Annotated in this window: 15 protein-coding genes; 10 read left to right on the plus strand and 5 right to left on the minus strand. The window is 60.8% G+C overall.

From position 1 onward, the window contains the following. Positions 1-13: 13 nt before the first annotated feature. Complete coding sequence (locus BMY84_RS08895) at positions 14-763, minus strand: SDR family NAD(P)-dependent oxidoreductase (protein WP_093018720.1); 750 nt, start codon at positions 761-763, stop codon at positions 14-16. Between the two features lie 35 nt (positions 764-798). Beyond that, entirely contained in the window at positions 799-1,605 is an 807-nt protein-coding gene (locus BMY84_RS08900; RefSeq protein WP_177203946.1) for an enoyl-CoA hydratase/isomerase family protein, read from the minus strand. Positions 1,606-1,767: 162 nt separating this feature from the next. Here BMY84_RS08900 and BMY84_RS08905 point away from each other — a divergent pair, with 162 nt between their 5' ends. The 5 genes from BMY84_RS08905 (at position 1,768) to BMY84_RS08920 (ending at position 6,174) form a co-directional block, all read left to right on the plus strand. Then, entirely contained in the window at positions 1,768-3,000 is a 1,233-nt protein-coding gene (locus BMY84_RS08905) for an acyl-CoA dehydrogenase family protein (RefSeq protein ID WP_093083196.1), read from the plus strand. Continuing rightward, positions 2,997-4,073 (plus strand): phosphotransferase family protein, encoded by a 1,077-nt coding sequence (locus BMY84_RS08910; RefSeq protein ID WP_093083198.1) that lies wholly within the window; start codon positions 2,997-2,999, stop codon positions 4,071-4,073. The genes BMY84_RS08905 and BMY84_RS08910 overlap by 4 nt, the downstream gene beginning before the upstream one ends. A 168-nt stretch (positions 4,074-4,241) precedes the next feature. After that, positions 4,242-5,024 carry a DeoR/GlpR family DNA-binding transcription regulator gene (locus tag BMY84_RS08915; protein WP_093083199.1) on the plus strand — a complete coding sequence of 261 codons (783 nt, stop codon included), beginning with the start codon at positions 4,242-4,244 and terminating at the stop codon, positions 5,022-5,024. 11 nt (positions 5,025-5,035) lie between these two features. Next, positions 5,036-5,230, plus strand: coding sequence for a hypothetical protein (locus BMY84_RS30100; RefSeq protein ID WP_218146926.1), 195 nt, complete (start codon positions 5,036-5,038; stop codon positions 5,228-5,230). After that, positions 5,182-6,174, plus strand: coding sequence for an MFS transporter (locus tag BMY84_RS08920; protein ID WP_218146927.1), 993 nt, complete (start codon positions 5,182-5,184; stop codon positions 6,172-6,174). The genes BMY84_RS30100 and BMY84_RS08920 overlap by 49 nt, the downstream gene beginning before the upstream one ends. Before the next feature lie 334 nt (positions 6,175-6,508). Here BMY84_RS08920 and BMY84_RS08925 read toward each other — a convergent pair whose 3' ends face one another. From BMY84_RS08925 to BMY84_RS08935, 3 genes are read right to left on the minus strand one after another with little or no spacing between them, the layout of a single operon-like run. Further along, entirely contained in the window at positions 6,509-8,011 is a 1,503-nt protein-coding gene (locus tag BMY84_RS08925; RefSeq protein ID WP_177203948.1) for a S10 family peptidase, read from the minus strand. 8 nt (positions 8,012-8,019) lie between these two features. Continuing rightward, positions 8,020-9,564 carry a S10 family peptidase gene (locus tag BMY84_RS08930; RefSeq protein ID WP_256215179.1) on the minus strand — a complete coding sequence of 515 codons (1,545 nt, stop codon included), beginning with the start codon at positions 9,562-9,564 and terminating at the stop codon, positions 8,020-8,022. Positions 9,565-9,575: 11 nt separating this feature from the next. Further along, complete coding sequence (locus tag BMY84_RS08935; protein WP_177203949.1) at positions 9,576-12,377, minus strand: TonB-dependent receptor domain-containing protein; 2,802 nt, start codon at positions 12,375-12,377, stop codon at positions 9,576-9,578. 226 nt (positions 12,378-12,603) lie between these two features. Between BMY84_RS08935 and BMY84_RS08940 the strand changes: the two genes are divergently transcribed. The 5 genes from BMY84_RS08940 to BMY84_RS08960 all read left to right on the plus strand — a co-directional run bounded on the left by BMY84_RS08940 (position 12,604) and on the right by BMY84_RS08960 (position 17,156). Further along, positions 12,604-13,188 carry an RNA polymerase sigma factor gene (locus BMY84_RS08940; protein ID WP_093083204.1) on the plus strand — a complete coding sequence of 195 codons (585 nt, stop codon included), beginning with the start codon at positions 12,604-12,606 and terminating at the stop codon, positions 13,186-13,188. Then, positions 13,172-14,122 (plus strand): FecR family protein, encoded by a 951-nt coding sequence (locus BMY84_RS08945; RefSeq protein WP_093083205.1) that lies wholly within the window; start codon positions 13,172-13,174, stop codon positions 14,120-14,122. The genes BMY84_RS08940 and BMY84_RS08945 overlap by 17 nt, the downstream gene beginning before the upstream one ends. Before the next feature lie 255 nt (positions 14,123-14,377). Continuing rightward, the gene (locus BMY84_RS08950) at positions 14,378-15,151 is read left to right on the plus strand and encodes a TIM barrel protein (protein WP_093083207.1); all 774 of its coding nucleotides are present in this window, start codon (positions 14,378-14,380) and stop codon (positions 15,149-15,151) included. Between the two features lie 105 nt (positions 15,152-15,256). Then, positions 15,257-16,213, plus strand: a complete 957-nt coding sequence (locus BMY84_RS08955) for a sugar phosphate isomerase/epimerase family protein (RefSeq protein ID WP_093083208.1) — start codon at positions 15,257-15,259, stop codon at positions 16,211-16,213. A gap of 148 nt (positions 16,214-16,361) precedes the next feature. After that, positions 16,362-17,156 (plus strand): sugar phosphate isomerase/epimerase family protein, encoded by a 795-nt coding sequence (locus BMY84_RS08960; RefSeq protein WP_256215181.1) that lies wholly within the window; start codon positions 16,362-16,364, stop codon positions 17,154-17,156. The last annotated feature ends 155 nt before the right edge of the window (positions 17,157-17,311 follow it).

A 17,311-nucleotide genomic window follows, 5' to 3' on the forward strand; every position in this document is an offset into this window, starting at 1 on the left:
CTGTACTCCTGCGTCAGAACTGGACGCGCTTGGTGAAGCCCCCGTCGACCACCAGATTGGCGCCGGTGACATAACCGGCCGCAGGACTGGCGAGGAAAGCGATCGCCTTTGCGACCTCCTCTGGCGTGCCCATGCGGCCCATCGGAATCTGGCCGACGATCCCGGCATACAGGTCAGGCGCCAGCGCCTTTGCCCCTTCCCAATTGCCGCCGGGATAGGTGATCGGACCGGGCGACACCATGTTCACACGAATGCCCTTTGGCGCCCAGGCTTGGCTCAATTGCTTGCCATAGGTGATGACCGCCGCCTTGATCGCGTTGAAGGCCTGCGGCACCAGGAATGTCTCGACCGCCGCCGTGCTGGACATCAGGATGATCGACCCTGCGGTGGATTTCTCCAGCCATGGTTCCAGCGCCTCGCACCCGTCGACCGCGCCCAGCATGTCCAGCCGGTAGCTTTCGTCCCAGTCGCCCGATCCCTGTGCACCGGACGAGCTGATCGAATGGATGAAGATGTCGCATCCGCCGATCCGCTCGGCAAGACCGGTGAGCATCGCGCGATAGCCTTCACGATCCTCCAGCACATATTCCTGCGTCTCGACCGTGCCGCCCAGTTCGGCTTTCAGATCGTCCAGCGCATCGCCATTACGAGAGAACAGCCCCAGTGTCGCGCCTTCGGCGGCCAGCAGCTTAGCCGTTTCCCGGCTGATGCCGCGCGTCGCGCCACCCAAAATCACCTTCAGACCGGAAAGCCCCAGATCCATCGTCACTCTCCCTTGAAAAACATGCCGTCGGGGTTTCAGCCCCGCGCCCAATAAATTGCGTCCATCGTCTCGCCCGCATCGAAGCGCTGCTGGATCGCCTTCATGCTCACCAGGCTGTCGGGATGGGCGAACAGAGTCTGGCTGATCGTCTGATCATTTTCGATGCCCTGACTTTGGTTGAGATCCTCCGCCTCGCCCAGCATCCGCTTCATGCCGGCCACCGACTGCGGCGGCAGCGCAGCAATGTGGCGCGCCATATCCAGCGCAGCCTCGACCGCGCCGCCCTTCGCCACGACGCGATTGACCCCGCCCAGTTCGTAGAGACGCTCGGCCGTCAGCGGTTGCCCGGTCAGCACCACCTCCGCCGTTATCGTCCGCCCGATCAGGCGCATCAGCCGCGACGTGCCGCCAATGCCCGTGCCCGCGCCGATAATGACCTCTGGCTGGCTGAAGCGCACGCCCTCCTCGGCAATGCGCAGGTCGCAGGCCCAGCCCAGTTCACACCCACCGCCCGACGTATCGCCGCTGATCGCCGCGATCGTCACGGCACTGCCGCGATTGAGCGTCTGGAGCGACCGGAACCAGCCAGCCGGATCGCCCGTCGCCGCCTGCCCCTCCACCAGCTTCACGATATCGTCGAGATAGGCATGTTCCAGCCAATGCCCCGCGACCGACGACGCCAGCACGATGACCCGCGCGCCCTGTTCGATCGCACCGTCCAGCGCATCCGCCAGCGCCGACACCGTGGCGCAACTGGTCGTATGGCCGGGCGTGCCGCCATCGCCGACTGTGATCAATGCAATGGCTGCGTCCGGCCACTCCACCTGAATGTTGGATGCCATGCCTGCCTCTCCTTGTCGTCGCGCCCATCCTTGTCGGGCGTCATCTGTCGGCGAACAGGCTAGCGCACTTGCTCCGCCTGTCAAGATAGTATGCTGGCACATTATTCGTTTACGCGCTATCTTGCTGGCAAATCAGAAACCAGAGGTGAGGAGTCCTGCCGCATGATACCCGCGCAAAGCGCCCATTCGCAGGCGATCGCCGCCCGACTCCAGCGCTTCATGGACGATCATGTCTATCCCAATGAAAAGCTGTATGAGGAGCAGCTCCATGCCGGTCCCGAACAGTTTCGCGTGCCGCCGATCCTGGAGGAACTCAAGGCGAAGGCAAAGGCGCAGGGCCTGTGGAACCTGTTCCTGCCCCATTCGGAAAACGGCGCGGGCCTCTCCAACCTCGATTATGCGCCGCTCGCCGAGATTATGGGCCGGGTCCATTATGCGTCGGAAGTGTTCAACTGCTCCGCGCCCGACACCGGCAATATGGAAGTGCTGGACCGCTATGGCAGCGAGGAACAGAAGCAACGCTGGCTGGCGCCGCTATTGGAAGGCGAGATTCGGTCAGCCTATTGCATGACGGAACCCGCCGTCGCCTCCTCCGACGCGACCAATATCGAGACGCGCATTGAGCGCGATGGTGACGAGTATGTCATCAACGGTCGGAAATGGTTCATCACGAACGCCTATCATCCCAACACCCGTGTTTTCATCCTGATGGGCAAGACCGATTTCGAGGCCCCTCGCCACCTGCAACAATCACAAATTCTCGTTCCAACCGACACGCCAGGAATCACCTGGGTTCGTCCGCTGCCGGTGATGGGCTTCTTCGATGAGCCCAAGGGCCAAGCGGAACTTCTGTTCGAGAATGTAAGGGTACCGACGGACAACATCATCCTGGGTGAAGGGCGCGGCTTCGAAATCTCGCAAGGACGGTTGGGTCCGGGGCGCATCCACCATTGCATGCGCATCCTTGGCCAGTGCGAGCGGATGCTGGAACTGACCTGCAAGCGCCTTCTGAACCGCGTTGCCTTCGGCAAGCCGCTCGCCAGCCAGTCGGTCTGGCAGGAGAGGGTCGCAGAGGCGCGCATTCAGATCAACATGGCCCGGTTGCTCACACAGCGCGCGGCGCACCTGATGGACACCGTTGGTAACAAGGAAGCGCGCAGCGAAATCTCGCAGATCAAGGTGGCTGCCACGCGGATTGGCCGGATGGTCGCCGACATCGCGGTGGCGGCGCATGGCGCGGCAGGCCTGACCAATGATTTCGGCCTCGGCTATGGTTTCACGCGCATGCAGATGCTGCGGATGGGTGACGGGCCCGACGAGGTCCACAACAGGATAATCGCCCGTACCGAGTTTGACAGATACAACTCCGTTCACCGCTCGGGAGAGGGCGAATGACCAGCCGCCAGGAACAATTTGGTGGCGAGGAAACCCCTCCTTCCCACCTCCAGATCGACCTTGATCGGCTGGCATCCTATTTGGGGTCGCGCCTGCCGGGCATGGGCCGCGACTTGACCGCAACCAAATTCAAGGGCGGCCAGTCCAACCCCACCTACCGCTTACATGGCCTTGGTGGCAGCTTTGTGCTGCGCCGCAAGCCGCCTGGCAAACTCGTCGAGTCCGCGCATCGCATCGACCGCGAGTATCGCATTCTCTCGGCACTGACGGAAACTGATATATCGGTGGCGCGCCCCTATCTCTATTGTGAGGATATCGATGTCATAGGGTCGGAATTCTATATTGTCGAACACATAGCGGGCCGCGTGTTCTGGGAAGCCGACATGGCAGACTGCATGCGCCACGACCGCGCTGCCATATATGACGACATGAATGCCATCCTCGCACGCCTGCACTCACTCGACCCCGTCGCAATCGGCCTTGGCGATATCGCCAAGCCTGACGGCTACATCGAGCGCAACCTGATGCGCTGGTCGACCCTCTATGAAGAAGCGCAGCTTACCCAGATTCCAGACATGGACTGGCTGATAGAAGCATTGCCTCAACATTTGCCGAAGGCGAAGGAAAGCTGCTTCATCCATGGTGACTTCGGCCTTTATAACCTGATCATTCATCCGACCGAGCCGAGAGTCTCGGCCGTACTGGATTGGGAGATGGCGACACTGGGTCATCCACTGGTCGACCTTGCTCATCATCTGCGCGCCTGGTGGGACTTGCCCAACTCGGGCCTTGCTGCAACGAGTCTCGTCGGCGTTGACCTGCCGGCGTTCGGCATTCCGACTATGGATGAATATGTCTGCCGCTATTGCGAGCGGCGCGGAATAGCGGTGCCCGACTTGTCCTGGTATCTTGCCTATGCGCAGTTCCGCTATGGCGCCATGGTGCAGGGCATCTTGAAGCGCGGAGCGGAAGGCACCGCTGCTTCGCGCGTCATGGTCCATAATCAGGACCGAGTGGTTCGGATCGCTGCCATGGCCCGCCGGTCGCTCGAAGGATATAAGATCAAGGAATAAAATCCCCGAAAATCTTGATGACTGGCGTTGAGAGATGGTCTGAAACTCCATCAGCATCCGTTTCGCTGAAACAGCGTAGAGGCGTGCTGACTCCAGAACGTATAAATCCACGCACGATGTTGCATGATTAATCTTGATTGAATCAAAATCGTGCAATAGTGCGCGGTCGTGGCCAATAAACTTTCTACATCTCGTCGCGATGTTGTGGCGACGCGCCTGCTGGCCGGAGAGCCGGTCAGCAGCACCGCCCTCGCCGGCGAATTCTTGATCTCCGAAGATGCGATCCGACGAGATTTGCGCGCACTGGCGGCCGCCGGCATCTGTCGGCGCGTTTATGGAGGCGCGGTTCCTCTTCTTTCCAGCGGGCTGCCGATATCGGCACGGCTGAAGGAAGGCCTAGTGGAAAAGCGGGCGCTGGCGAGAGCCGTCTTGCCTCTCATTCCACGCCAGAGTTTCGTATTTCTAGACAGTGGCAGCACCAATGTCATGGCCGCCGAAGTCCTGCCCGATGATGCGGATCTGTCAATCGGAACCAATTCGATTGAGGCAGCGGCGACGCTGGCGGCGCGTCAGGATTTGCCGATGCTCTTTGCAGGCGGCGGGGTCCACCTTGCCATCGGTGGTTGTGTCGATGGCGCTGCCATCGAAGCCGTCTCACGGCTGAACATCGACGTCTGCCTGCTTGGTGTTTGCGCGCTTTCCGCCGAGAATGGCGTCAGTGCGTTCGATGCTGCCGATGCTGCGTTCAAGCGGGTGCTGATCGCGCGCAGTCGATGCACGATTATACTTGTTTCGAATGAAAAATTAGCGGGTCATGCCCCGCATCGCATCGCGGGCCTCAGTGACGTCGATCATGTCGTCGTCTCGCACGACGCCCCGGAGGATGCCGTGGCTAAGCTGGAACTGGCCGGGGTGAAGGTCCTGCGCGCTGGTCTGCACCAGACAAACTGACGGAATTACCGATGATGACGCAGGAAGCCGGATCACGGCTCGCGACGCGCGCTGCCTTTCTGGTGGCTGGATTTGGTCTTGCCTGCTGGGCTCCGCTGGTGCCGCTCGCAAAGGCACGGCTTGGCGTGAACGATGGCGCTCTGGGCCTTTTGCTGTTGTGCCTGGGATTGGGGTCGGTCGCGGCAATCAGCTTGCCGGACCGCTGACCTCCCGCATCGGCGCGCGCCCCGCAGTCATCGTCGGCGGGATCGGACAGGCAGTCCTGCTGCCATTTCTGGCGTTTGCGCCCGATATCTGGACAATGGCGGCCGCACTTTTGCTGTTCGGCGCTTTTCTTGGCGTGATCGAAGTGGGGATGAACGTCCATGCAGTCGAAGTGGAAAAGCGTGCTGACCGCCCGTTGATGTCCGGGTTCCACGGATTGTTCAGCGTCGGCGGTTTCATCGGCGCGTCCATGATGACCCTGGCGTTGTCGGCCGGGCTGATCGCGGTCACGGGAGCGATAGTGGCGGCGGCTCTGATGATCGGCATACTGACTTTGGCAGCGCCGCGCTTCATCTTGACACCAAAGGCCGAAGAAACGCCGCTGTTCGTGGTGCCGCGCGGAATCGTTATCCTGCTGGCCCTTCTGGCCGCGCTGACCTTCCTGACCGAAGGCGCGATCCTGGATTGGGGCGCATTGCTGCTCAACGGCAAGGGTCTGGTGCCCACCGCACAGGCTGGCCTAGGCTATAGCGTCTTTGCGATTACGATGACCTTTGGCCGCCTCACCGGCGATGCCGTCGTCGCGCGACTGGGCGACCGTCGAACGATGCTTTGGGGCGGCATGCTGGCCATCATCGGCTATGTCGTCCTGCTGACCGCTCCGGTCGCCATGGCCGCTTTTGTCGGCTTCATGCTGATCGGGCTGGGCGCGTCCAATACGGTTCCCGTGCTGTTCCGTCAGGCTGGAGCGCAAACCGCCATGCCTTCCGGCCTCGCCATCGCGTCGGTCACGACGGTCGGATATGCCGGAATTCTTGCCGGCCCCGCCGGTGTGGGCTTCGTCGCGCAAGCCATCGGGTTGCCGAACGCTTTCTGGATGCTGGCCGCGATGCTGTTGCTCGTTCCGCTCTACGCAGGCATCGCTACGGCGGCGACGAAAAACTGAACGACAGACGAGAGTATGCACGATGCATGTACCCGACGCGACCGTGCGGCGTCTTTGGATGACAGGCTATAGCGGCGAATGTTGCGCAATGACCATGCTCGCAACTGGCTGCATCGATCTTGCGTTCGAGCCCTCGCTTCAGCCTTACGACATCGTTACCCAGGCAGGGAGGCGTGGTCACAACGCTGAAATGGCATCCGCTACCTCTACGCTGCATGCGCAAGCGCAGATCGGGATGCAATTTTCTCTGCAACCGTGATCGAAAGCGGCCAGTTCACATTTTGGGGAATGAAAATCGGCGGCTGACCGTCGTATTGGCCTCGACATTCCTTTCCTAATCCAGCTTCGCTTCGATGAAGCCCCGGACATCGCGTGTCACGTCGGTGAAGGTCTTGCCGTCGAGGTACAGCATATGGCCCGATGCATAATGGCGGCTGACGAGGTTGGGCCTGAGTTCGGTCGGCAGATAGAGATGGGCGAGATCGAATTCCGTCGCGAAGAAGGGTGTCGACAGGTCGTAATAGCCGCTGAGCGACAGGACGCGCATCCGTGGTGCACGGCGCATGGCGGCGCCCAGATCGATAGCGACATTGGCCATCGCATTCTGGCGCGGGCCGCCCGGCGGCATATGGCTCCAGTCCCAGACGGGGAAGAGCGCTGGCGTGTTCACCACATAATCGCCGTCCGACGCATAGCCCAGGTCATGGGCGAGATAGGCGGAGAAATTGGCGATGATCGCACCGGAGATCGCGTCGTCGGCCGGATCGCTCTGTGCCGTATCGGCCGCATTATCTCCCTCACTGCCGATAAAGCGTGTGTCGAACCCGCCCGTCACGGCGCTCCGATCCCGCAGCAATTCCTTGCGGAAACGGTCGGGCGGTACATGCAGGTCGGCCTGGCGGAGATAGTCCGGGCTGAGGCCCGTCAGCGATGCCATTTGCGCAATCACGCTTTCGCGCTCCTCCGCGCCGATATCCTGCCCCTTGGCCAGCGCTGCCGCATAGGCGCCTTGCGCGAACTGGCGCGCACGGGCGACATGCGCGTCCAGCCCCGTGCCCCGATCCACCTTGCCATGATACCAGGCCGTAGCGGCATAGCTGGGCAGATAATTAATATCCATCCGGTCGAGGCCGGGCGCCCGCTGCGCAAAATTCAGGATGGAGGACATGAGGATCACGCCATCGACCGGCATGCCGCTGTCGATCAGCTTATAGGACAACATCGCCGACCGGGTAGTGCCATAGGATTCGCCGAACAGATATTTGGGCGAGAGCCAGCGATTGTTGATTTCGACATAGCGGCGGATCGCCTGCATGAAGGCGGCGGCATCCTGATCATTGCCCCAATAATGCTTCGAGTCCTGGGGATCGAGCGCGCGCGAATAGCCGGTGCCCACCGCATCTAGGAAAACCATGTCCGTACTGTCGAGCAGACTGTCGGGATTGGGCGCGAGACGGGGCATGGCGCCGCCCTGTTTCCCGACATCGACCGGCACCCGCACCGGCGCGAAAGAGGCCATGTGCAGCCAGATGCTGGAGGAGCCCGGACCACCATTGTAGAAGAAGGTGACGGGCCGCCGCTCCGCTGCCTTCGGCGCGACCGTGTAGGCGACATAGAAGAGGCTGGCCCCCGGTTTTCCCTGCTTGTCCTTGAGCTGCAAGGTGCCGACGGTCGCACTATAAGGCAGCTTCACGCCCTTTGCCATGGTCAGGACATGGCTGGTGACCACGCGCTTTTCGGCGACAGGTTCGCTCGCCTGCGCTGCGGGTTTGTCGGTGGCGTGGAGCGGTGCCATGGGCGATGCCAGCATGATCCCCGCAACGGACGCGCTAAGCATGCGGCACATCAGCGGGTCGTCGCATCATAAAAGCGGTCGAGATCGAGCTTCAGCTTCCGCGATGCGGCCTCATCCACATAGGTCATGTGGCCGGACTCATAGTAGGAGAAGCTGATATTCTGGCGCAGATTGGGCGTCAGATAGAGATGCGAGACGTCGAATTCCGCTCCCGCAAACGGCGTCGCCAGATCATAGAGTCCGGCAATCACCATCACCTTGAGATTGGGATTGCGCTGCATGGCACCAGCGAGGTCCAGCGCGGTGTTGGGGACCGGAATAGGTTCGTCGATCCCCGGCGCCTTGTGATGATTATCCCATGCCGGCGCGATCACGCCATTGTAGAGCGGCCGATATTGCAGGTCCGGCTTGTAACCGATGTCGCGCGCCAGATGATCCTGGAAGGTGGAAAGATGAGCGCTGTTGACGCCTGCGGTCGCGGCATCGTTGGTCGCCGGATCATAGGAGCCGTCGCCGCTGACATAGGAAGCCGGCGCCGTGAAGCGCGTATCGAACCGGCCGATGATCAATCCCTGATCGGCCATCAGCGCGCTGCGATATTGTTCCATGCCGACGCGCAGCTTGTTCTTCTTGAGGAAGTCGACCGACAGCCCGATATAGCCGCTGAGCGTGCGGGCCACGGCGTCCATCTCCTCGGCCGACAGCCGGTCGCCCTTGAGCAGGGCGGTGGCGTAGGGGCCAAGGGCGAAGGCGCGGACCTCGTCGAGATAGGCCATCAGGTCGGTCGGGTGGGTCGCCGATTTGCCATGATACCAGGCCGTCGCCGCGAAGGAGGGCACCCGCCCGATGTCCTCCAGGTCGACGCCGGGAAGGCCGGTGCCGGAATTGAGGATGGTCGACATCAACACGACGCCGTTGAAATCCATCCCCTGATTCTGGAGCTTGTAGACAAGGCCCGCCGATCGGGTGGTGCCGTAGGATTCCCCGAACAGGTAGCGCGGACTGTTCCACCGGTCATTCTTGGTGATGTAGCGGTTGATGGCGCGGGCGAAGGAATCGATATCCGCGTCGACGCCCCAGAAGGCCTTGCCTTTGGTATCACCGACCGGGCGGGAATAGCCGGTCCCGATCGCATCGATGAAGATGAGATCGGACTTGTCGAGCAGCGAATAGGGATTGTCCTGCACCACATAGGGGGCCGGCAGGGTCGCCTTGGGGGTCAGCGTCGGCGGGCGCTTGGGGCCGAAACCACCGACATTGAGCCAGAGGCTGGCCGATCCGGGACCGCCATTGTTGAAGAAGGTGAGCGGCCGGGGCTTGCCCGTCGCACTGGCCCCCTGTGCGGTATAGGCGGTGTAGAAGATGCTGCCGCGGGGCACGCCATCATCATCGGTGATGATCAGCGTGCCGGCCGTCGCCTTGTACGCAATGGTCTTGCCGTTGATGATCATCTTGTGATCGCGGCTGGCCAGTTCCTCCCTGGGGCCTGCATCCTGCTGCCCCCCGGCGGGTGGTTCGCTGGCGCGCGCCACCGGCCCGTTGGCGACGAGCGCCGTCGCAGCGCCCAGCGCCAGCATCGAAACAAAAGCCTTCATCGTCGGGAGCCTCATTTGCGCAGGGTCAGCGTCGCGCCGATCGTGCGCGGGCGGAAGGTGACATATTGATAGGGTTGGGTGTAGTTTTCGTAGGTGGTGCAGGCTGCGCCTTCGCCGGTGGCACAGCCGGTCCTGCCGCCTTCATTGCCCAGCACATCCTTCGAATTGAGCAGATTGTCGGCGAAGATCGAGAATTCCCAGCCATCGCGGCGCAGGCCGATCCGTGCGGTCATATAGTCGGTGGCTTCCGACATATAGGTGTCGGGCGTGAAACTGCCCGTGCCGGGACCGAAGCTGTTCTGGTAGCGGGAGGCATGCTGCCAGTCGGCGCGCAGATAGGCGCCATAGCTGCCGATATCGAAGCGATATTCGCCCGCGATGTTGAAGGCCCATTTGGGCACCGGCAGACGATCGCCATCGCGGATATAGAGGGTGGACGACGGGGCCGGGCCAACGACGGCCTGCGTATATTGCGCGTCGGTATAAGCGACGATGCCGCTGAGCGTGAAGCCATCGACAGGTTCCACCGATGCTTCCAGGTCGAAGCCCTTGGACACCGCCTTGCCGCCATTGACGACATAGCCAAAGCCGCAGGTCGGCAGGCCATAGCTTGCCTGGATATTGCTCCAGTCGATGTAGAAGGCGCTGGAGTTGAGGCTGAGCTTGCGATCGCGCGAGCGCAGCTTGGCACCGACCTCATAGCTCCACAGCGAGTCCGCCTTGTAGGTGCCCGGCGTCGAGGTGATGCCAAGGGTCGCAAGATCCGCTCCGCAGCGCGATGCCGGCGGCGGCTGGTTGACGCCGCCCACGCGGAAGCCCTTGGCCGCCGTGGCATAGAGCATGTTGGCGCTGTCCAGTTGATATTGCAGGCCGAATTTGGGTGTGACCGGCGTTTCTCTGACCTTGCCGTCGGTCAGGCCGCCATTGGCGGTGGTCGGCGTCAGGAAGCCAGCAAAGGTTCCGGCCGTGACCTGATGATAGCGGAACTTCTCCCGGCTGACGCGCGCGCCGGCGATCAGCTTCAATTTGTCGGTAACGGCGAAATTCGCCTCCCCAAAGACGGCGAGCGATTTTTCCTTCAGATCCTGATCGCGATGATAGGTGATATTCCCGTCCTCGACCGGCACACCGAAAATGGCCGCCGCGGGCGCGCCGAACACGGCCTGGGTCAGATCGTCCAGATTGGCGACGATATGATAGTTGGAGTTGTTCTTATAAGTCGCGAAGAACCCGCCGACGACCCAGTTGAAACGGCTGTTGCCATCATTGGCGAAGCGGACTTCCTGGGTGAAGCCGGTGCGCTTATTCTCGTAGATCGGGGTCGAACGATAGCTTTCGATATCGGCGACGAAGGGAAAGCCACCTTGGAAATTGCCCGGTTCGATATAGCTATAATCCGACCGGCCATGGGTGCTGTCGCTGATATAGCTGGAGATCGAGGTCAGCGTGGTGCTTCCCATGTCCAGTTCCGCCTTCAGCGACGGAAGGAAGATGCGCGAGGTACGCGGCTGTCTGGCGACGCAGCGCGGCGTGGTGGCGGCGTAATTGTCACCTACATTGCAGTTGGTGCCGGTCTGATAATCGCCATAGACGGCGGCCGGATAGGTGGTGCCGTTCAGCGTGGTTTCCGGCACTGTCTTCCAGGCTGTATCAGCATCATGCTGCTCGCTCAGCGCATAATAGACCGATGGCGTCAGGCTGAAATTTTCGGTCGGCTTGAACAGCAGCGCGCCGCGCAGCGCCCAGTCATCCGAACTGTTCGTGTCCTTGGCCAGCGTGTCGCCGGTGAAGCGATCGACATGATCGATATAGCCCGCCGTCCGACGGTGCCACATGCTGACGCGAATGCCGAGCCGGTCCTCGATCAGCGGGCCGCCCAGCGCGACGCCCAGGTCATGATTGATGCCGCCATCCTGCACGGCGCCGATCTCCGCACGGGCATAGGCCGTAACCTTATCGAGGCTGGGTTCCGGTGTGATGAAGCGGATCGTGCCGCCCAGGGACGAACCGCCATAGAGCGTACCCTGCGGGCCGCGCAGTACCTCCACCCGTTCCAGATCGAACAGCGCCGGGATCGGCGTGCCGCTGCCCGAAATGCCGATGGCGTTGCGCTTCTGGAGCGGGGCATCATCCAGATAGACGCCGGTTGTCTGCGCCCCGGTTGACGATGCCACGCCGCGGATCGAGATGCTGGGCACACGGTCGGCGGTGGTCGAGCTCTGCATCGAGAGCGCGGGAACCGTGCGGACGATGTCGGACACGCTGCGGATATTGCGGCGGTCAAGCTGTTCCTGCGGCATGGCCTGCATGCTGATCGGCACCCGGTTGAGGGTCGTTGCCGTCTTGGTGGCGGTCACGATGATTTCGCCGCCGGTGCCGGGTTCGTCCGCTGCAACGGATGGGGCATTGGCGGGCTGAAAGGACCGGGGCGCTGCCCAATTTGCGGCGGCGCGTGCCGCTTGTCCGATCCGCAGCGACGTCGGCGTGGTGACGACATGGGCGCGCGGCTTGAGGATGATCGCTGCTCCGCTATCGGCAACGATTTCGAGATTAGCCTCGGCAATGAGGCGGCGCAGCGCCGCGCGCGTGTCGAAAACGCCCATGATGGCAGGGGAGCGAACGCCCGCAAGCTGATCGGCTGGCGCGATGATCTGAATCCCGCTTTGGCGCGCGAACATCGGCAGGGTCATGTTGATATTGCCCGCCGGCACGCTGAACTTGCGATCTTGTGCCTGCGCGTTGGTGGTCGCCATCGCGGCGATCAGGCTGGCGCCGATTAGCAGACTCTTCATGGTCGTCGAACGGTTCATCATCTGGCCCCCTGCCGCTCCCCGGACGCGGTACATGGATCGGGCCTTTCAGACCGGTCTGCGCATCCTCCCTGCCCCCCGTTCCCCTGGGGTTTTGCGGCCTAGATGCATGAGGCGGAATTTTCCCCCAGTCGGAATCGCATTTTTTATAAATTATTCGGCCGGTCTGTTTTTTATGTTTTGATGATAGCGTGTCGCACGGGTTCGCTCGTCATGGGGCTTGCCGACCATGACCGATTTTTCCGACGATCGCGCCTTCTGGCTGTCACGGCATATCCTGCCGCATGAGGGTAGCCTGCGCGCCTGGCTGAGCCGGCGCGCCCATATCGGTTTCGATATCGATGACGTGATCCAGGAGGCCTATTCCCGCCTCGTCATGCTCGAAACGGTGAGCCAGATCGTCAATCCTCGCGCCTATCTCTTCCAGACTGCCCATTCGATCATTTTGCAGGACCTTCGCCGGTCGCGGATCGTGCCGATCGGGTCGATCCATGAAATCGGTACGCTCGAACTGGAGGCCGCAGACCCCCTGCCCGATCAACTGGTCGACGAGCGTATGGAACTGGAACAGGTAGCGGCGGCGATCGAGGCGCTGCCCCATCGGTGCCGCGAGGTATTCGTGCTGCGCAAGGTGCAGGGCCTGTCGCAACGCGACGTCGCCATCCGGCTGGGGCTGTCGGAAAGCACGGTTGAAAAGCATGTCGCCAACGCTATTGGCAAATTGCTGAATTTCTTCGCGCATAGCGGAAAATGGAGCGCTCGTGCATCAAGGGCACGGAAACGAGACAGCCGGCCGCATGAAAAGAGACAGTAGCGCAAAGATCGGAGATGCCGCGGCACTATGGGCTGCGCGCATCGATCGTGCGCCCCTGGAGGCGCATGAACAGGCGGCGCTTGACGCCTGGCTGGCAGGCGACAGCCGCTGTGCGGGCGCCCTGATGCGGGCGCGCGCCGCCCTGATGCGCATGGATGCGGCCCAGGCTCTCGGTCCGGATTTCACGCCTGCAACGCCGCGCCCGCATCTGTCCCGCCGCACCGTCATCGCCGGGTCGGGCGGGTTGCTCGCCGCCTCGCTTAGCGGCTTCCTGCTCTGGCCCCGGTCCCAGCTCTATCGCACCGGAACGGGAGAGGTGCGGCTGATCCCGCTCGACGATGGATCGATCGCGACGCTCAACACCCAGAGCGAGATGGAGATACTATTTTCCCGTGAACAGCGACTGGTTCGCCTGATCCGGGGCGAAGGCTATTTTGAAGTCGCCAAGGACAAGGCCCGGCCGTTCATCGTCGCGGCGATGGGGGCGGAAGTCCGGGCAGTCGGCACCGCCTTCACCGTGCGCGCCCTGCCCAGCCGCGCCGTCGATGTGCGCGTGCAGGAGGGAGTCGTCGAAGTCGCCAAGCCTGCGCATGCCAGTCAGGCCGTCCGGATGGCCGCGAACATGGAAGCCAGGATCGACGATGACAATGATAATATTTCGCCCGTTGCGGTCACGCCGGACAATGTCCAACGCGTCCTGCTATGGCGGGAGGGTCGCCTGAGCTTCGAAAGCGAGACGCTCGCCAATGCCGTTGCGGAGTTCAACCGCTATAATCGCACCGCGATCATCCTGGCCGATCAGGATATCGGCAAGAGGCATGTGACGGGTCTATTCTCGGCAACCGATCCCCAGGGCTTTGCCCAGGCTATCGCGCTGAGCATGGATCTGAACACCCGTTCGAACGGCAATCAGATTCTTATCGAGAGCCGCTGAGCCGACATTCTCGCCTCTCCTCAGATGCAACCAGACCGCGAGTATCCTGCTGCTCTCCGGCTTAGCGATGGTGGGCCATGCAGCAGCTTTCTGTCGGGATGAAATGTCAGTCGATGCCCGACGTCCGTATCGCAAAGTAACTTGACCTCATTCACAAACGCCGCGATATGAACGCCACAAAATAGTGGGGATCAACCTCGCCAGGCATACGAGCGCCCATGGCGCCACGGGGCCGTAGAATGGGAAGGAGATCCTATGTCTGCGTGCTACCCACTGTCATCCTGTATCGAGTGGCAATTTACTGAAGCCGGTGAACTGGACGCGCGGCTGCGTGCGGCAAGCGCGACTGGTTTTGAACTGGCCGAATTTCATCTCTGGCGTGACAAGCCAGTGGATATGCTGGCGACCGCTCTGGCCGAGACGGGTATGCGCCTCACCGGCGTGTGCGTCGATCCGCGTCGTTCGATTGTCGATCCGGCCGAGCGCGAAGAGATGGTGACTGCAGTGCGCGAGACAATCGCTGCCACAGAGCGATTGGGCAAGCCTGACCTTATTGTCGCGTCCGGATTCAGGATTGAGGGGCTAAGTGAGGACGAGCATTTCGCCAATGCCTTGACGACGCTGCGTGCCGCGGCAGATGTGGCGGAGGAAGCAGGGGTCACGCTGCTGCTCGAACCGCTAAATACCCGATTATTTGCGGCAATGTATCTGGTCAGCACCAAAGTTGGCCTTGATCTGGTCGAGGCCGTGAACAGCCCCAATCTGCGTCTGCTCTACGATGTCTGGCACAGTGCGGTAATGGGCGAGACGATGGCGGAGGTGCTGGCAGGCCGCATCCATCTGGTGGCCCACGTACAAGTAGCCGACATGGAAGACCGCCATGAACCCGGCACCGGTAGCCTCAACTGGGCCAAGGTCATGCAAACCTTGCAGGATCTGGGCTATTCGGGTGCCATTGGCCTCGAATATTTCCCGACCCTCCCGATGGATCAGTCGGTGGCGCTAACCCGGCAAAAGCTGGGCTGCTGACGGCACGACACTGCCGATCAAAGCGGATCAGGGCCCGCCAATCGCCCGCGCCAAACACAGGCGGTCCGCTGTTTAGCCCCAGCGCCAGATAAAATGGATATCCAAATGCATTCCGATAATATCGCGATCAGTCTCGACCTGATTAATCGCCATTACCAGGAACCCAATCGCAACCGCTACGAAAGCCGGTATTTCTGGGAAGAATTATACACTCTGATCGCTGCATCCGGCTTCTCAGCGATCGAGATTCCCTATGAGCCGGTTTGGCAATTTGGCGGGCGCAGCGGCGTGCCGTTCAACCGCTATTGTGTAGCCACCAAATATGGCGACGCGGCCAACTATCGCAGCTTGCTGGAATCAAGCGGTATCAGCCGTGTCAGTGGGGTGACCTTCGATCCCAATCTGTTCATGCGCAACGCCAATCTGGACTTCTATTTCGGCGCCACGGGGCACTTCGCCAGGGAAGCGATCACCCATGCAGCGGATCTGGGCGCAAGCTATTTCGCAATCAGCCCGTCGCCATTCTACGGGCGCGTCGCGCAATATCATCCCGACATAGAGAATAATCTGGAGAGCTTCACCGCGCGCACCGTCAAACTGCTGGGCGATCTTGCAATCACCGCAGAAGATGTTGGCATCAACCTCTTGCTTCGCAACGAATATTGGAGCCTGTTTCACGGTGAGCGAATTCTATCATTGGCGGACGCGCTTCCCGAAACGGTGAAGCTGGACATTGATACAGCGAACCTCTTTGTCGCTGGAATCCCGGCCGCAACCTTCATCGAAGCGCAGATCGGCAGGATCGATTGCGTGCATCTGACAGATACCGATTTCGTCGACACGCAGACAGTCTGGAAATCCGCCAATCCCGAATTTCCGCGCGAACGGGCCACGCAGGTTTTCCGCGACCCCGGAACCGGATCGGTCGATCTGGCCGGGATCGCGGCGCTGCTCGACAAGCTGGACTATCGCGGCCCCATCACCTGTAGCGCCCGACAGACGAGGGACCCGTTTCGCGCGCTGCTGCGAACCCGTCTCCTCCTCAATCAGCTACAGAAATAAATTGAACGGAGGCTCCGTCATGCCGAACATTCGCTACGCAAATATGTGCCACTGGAAAGCGATCCCTTACCGCACGATCGATAATTTCCGTGAATTTTACTATGAAGACAAGTCCAACAGCGCCTATTATTCGGACTGGGACAATATATTGAAATATCAGTCCGCATTGGGCTTTGAAGGGATCGAAATCGCACCCTGGGATCTGGCCGACATCCTGCCACTGTTCGGATCACCTCAAAACTTTACCGAATTCGCCAAGGATCGCGGAGTCAAGGTCATCGGCATGTTTCATGGCGCCCATGCTTCTCATGCGGCGGATCATTTCGACGAGGCCGTTCGGGCCGGACGGGAAGCGGTCGACACGATAGTTCAGTTTGGCGGCACCTACATGAATACATGCCCCACCCAGAATTACTATGGAACCGGTCCGCTAAGCCGGGAAGAAGTGCAGCAATGCGCAAAGGTAATGAATGAGATCGGCCGCTATGCAACGGATCATGGTGTCAAAATCGGCCTGCATAATGAGTTTTTCTGCGCGATAAACCTTCCCAATCACCGCGAACTGATCGAATCGACCGATCCAAAACTCGTACATTACTGTATCGATACCGCGCAGATAGCGATCATGGGGGAGGATCTGCTCAAATTTTACGACGACTATCACGATCGCATCAGCACCTTCCACCTCAAGGACACTGCGTCGTCCAAACTGCCGGATAGCGTGCGTTATGCACAGGACCCTGAGATCGCTGACGACGGCACGCGATGGTTCTGGGAACCGGGACAGGGCGAGCTTGATCTGAAGGGCCTGTATCATCTGCTCAAGCAACACGCTTTCCAAGGCTGGATTTCGATCGAATATGACGGATCGCCGGACCTGTTGGCCTCGATGGCCATGACACGCTACTTCTTGGATAATGAATTGCGGCCAATCTACGATTGAGCGCATTTTCCGCAGGACGGCTATTAATCGCTTTCCATATGGAAATAGACGCACAGATGCCTGCTCGCCGTTTAGCGAAAAAATATTCTATTTATAATCATATCGAAGGCCGATGCAGGCTAAATCTACGACCGGCATAGTCGATCAACCGGTAA

It is taken from the genome of Sphingobium sp. AP50, assembly GCF_900109095.1.
GTDB lineage: Bacteria > Pseudomonadota > Alphaproteobacteria > Sphingomonadales > Sphingomonadaceae > Sphingobium.

Bases quoted from the DNA above. Each gene is read 5' to 3' on its own strand.
- BMY84_RS08895 (WP_093018720.1), bottom strand. From the start codon at position 763: ATGGATCTGGGGCTTTCCGGTCTGAAGGTGATTTTGGGTGGCGCGACG.
- BMY84_RS08900 (WP_177203946.1), bottom strand. From the start codon at position 1,605: ATGGCATCCAACATTCAGGTGGAGTGGCCGGACGCAGCCATTGCATTG.
- BMY84_RS08905 (WP_093083196.1), top strand. From the start codon at position 1,768: ATGATACCCGCGCAAAGCGCCCATTCGCAGGCGATCGCCGCCCGACTC.
- BMY84_RS08910 (WP_093083198.1), top strand. From the start codon at position 2,997: ATGACCAGCCGCCAGGAACAATTTGGTGGCGAGGAAACCCCTCCTTCC.
- BMY84_RS30100 (WP_218146926.1), top strand. From the start codon at position 5,036: ATGATGACGCAGGAAGCCGGATCACGGCTCGCGACGCGCGCTGCCTTT.
- BMY84_RS08925 (WP_177203948.1), bottom strand. From the start codon at position 8,011: ATGCTTAGCGCGTCCGTTGCGGGGATCATGCTGGCATCGCCCATGGCA.
- BMY84_RS08930 (WP_256215179.1), bottom strand. From the start codon at position 9,564: ATGAAGGCTTTTGTTTCGATGCTGGCGCTGGGCGCTGCGACGGCGCTC.
- BMY84_RS08935 (WP_177203949.1), bottom strand. From the start codon at position 12,377: ATGATGAACCGTTCGACGACCATGAAGAGTCTGCTAATCGGCGCCAGC.
- BMY84_RS08940 (WP_093083204.1), top strand. From the start codon at position 12,604: ATGACCGATTTTTCCGACGATCGCGCCTTCTGGCTGTCACGGCATATC.
- BMY84_RS08945 (WP_093083205.1), top strand. From the start codon at position 13,172: ATGAAAAGAGACAGTAGCGCAAAGATCGGAGATGCCGCGGCACTATGG.
- BMY84_RS08950 (WP_093083207.1), top strand. From the start codon at position 14,378: ATGTCTGCGTGCTACCCACTGTCATCCTGTATCGAGTGGCAATTTACT.
- BMY84_RS08955 (WP_093083208.1), top strand. From the start codon at position 15,257: ATGCATTCCGATAATATCGCGATCAGTCTCGACCTGATTAATCGCCAT.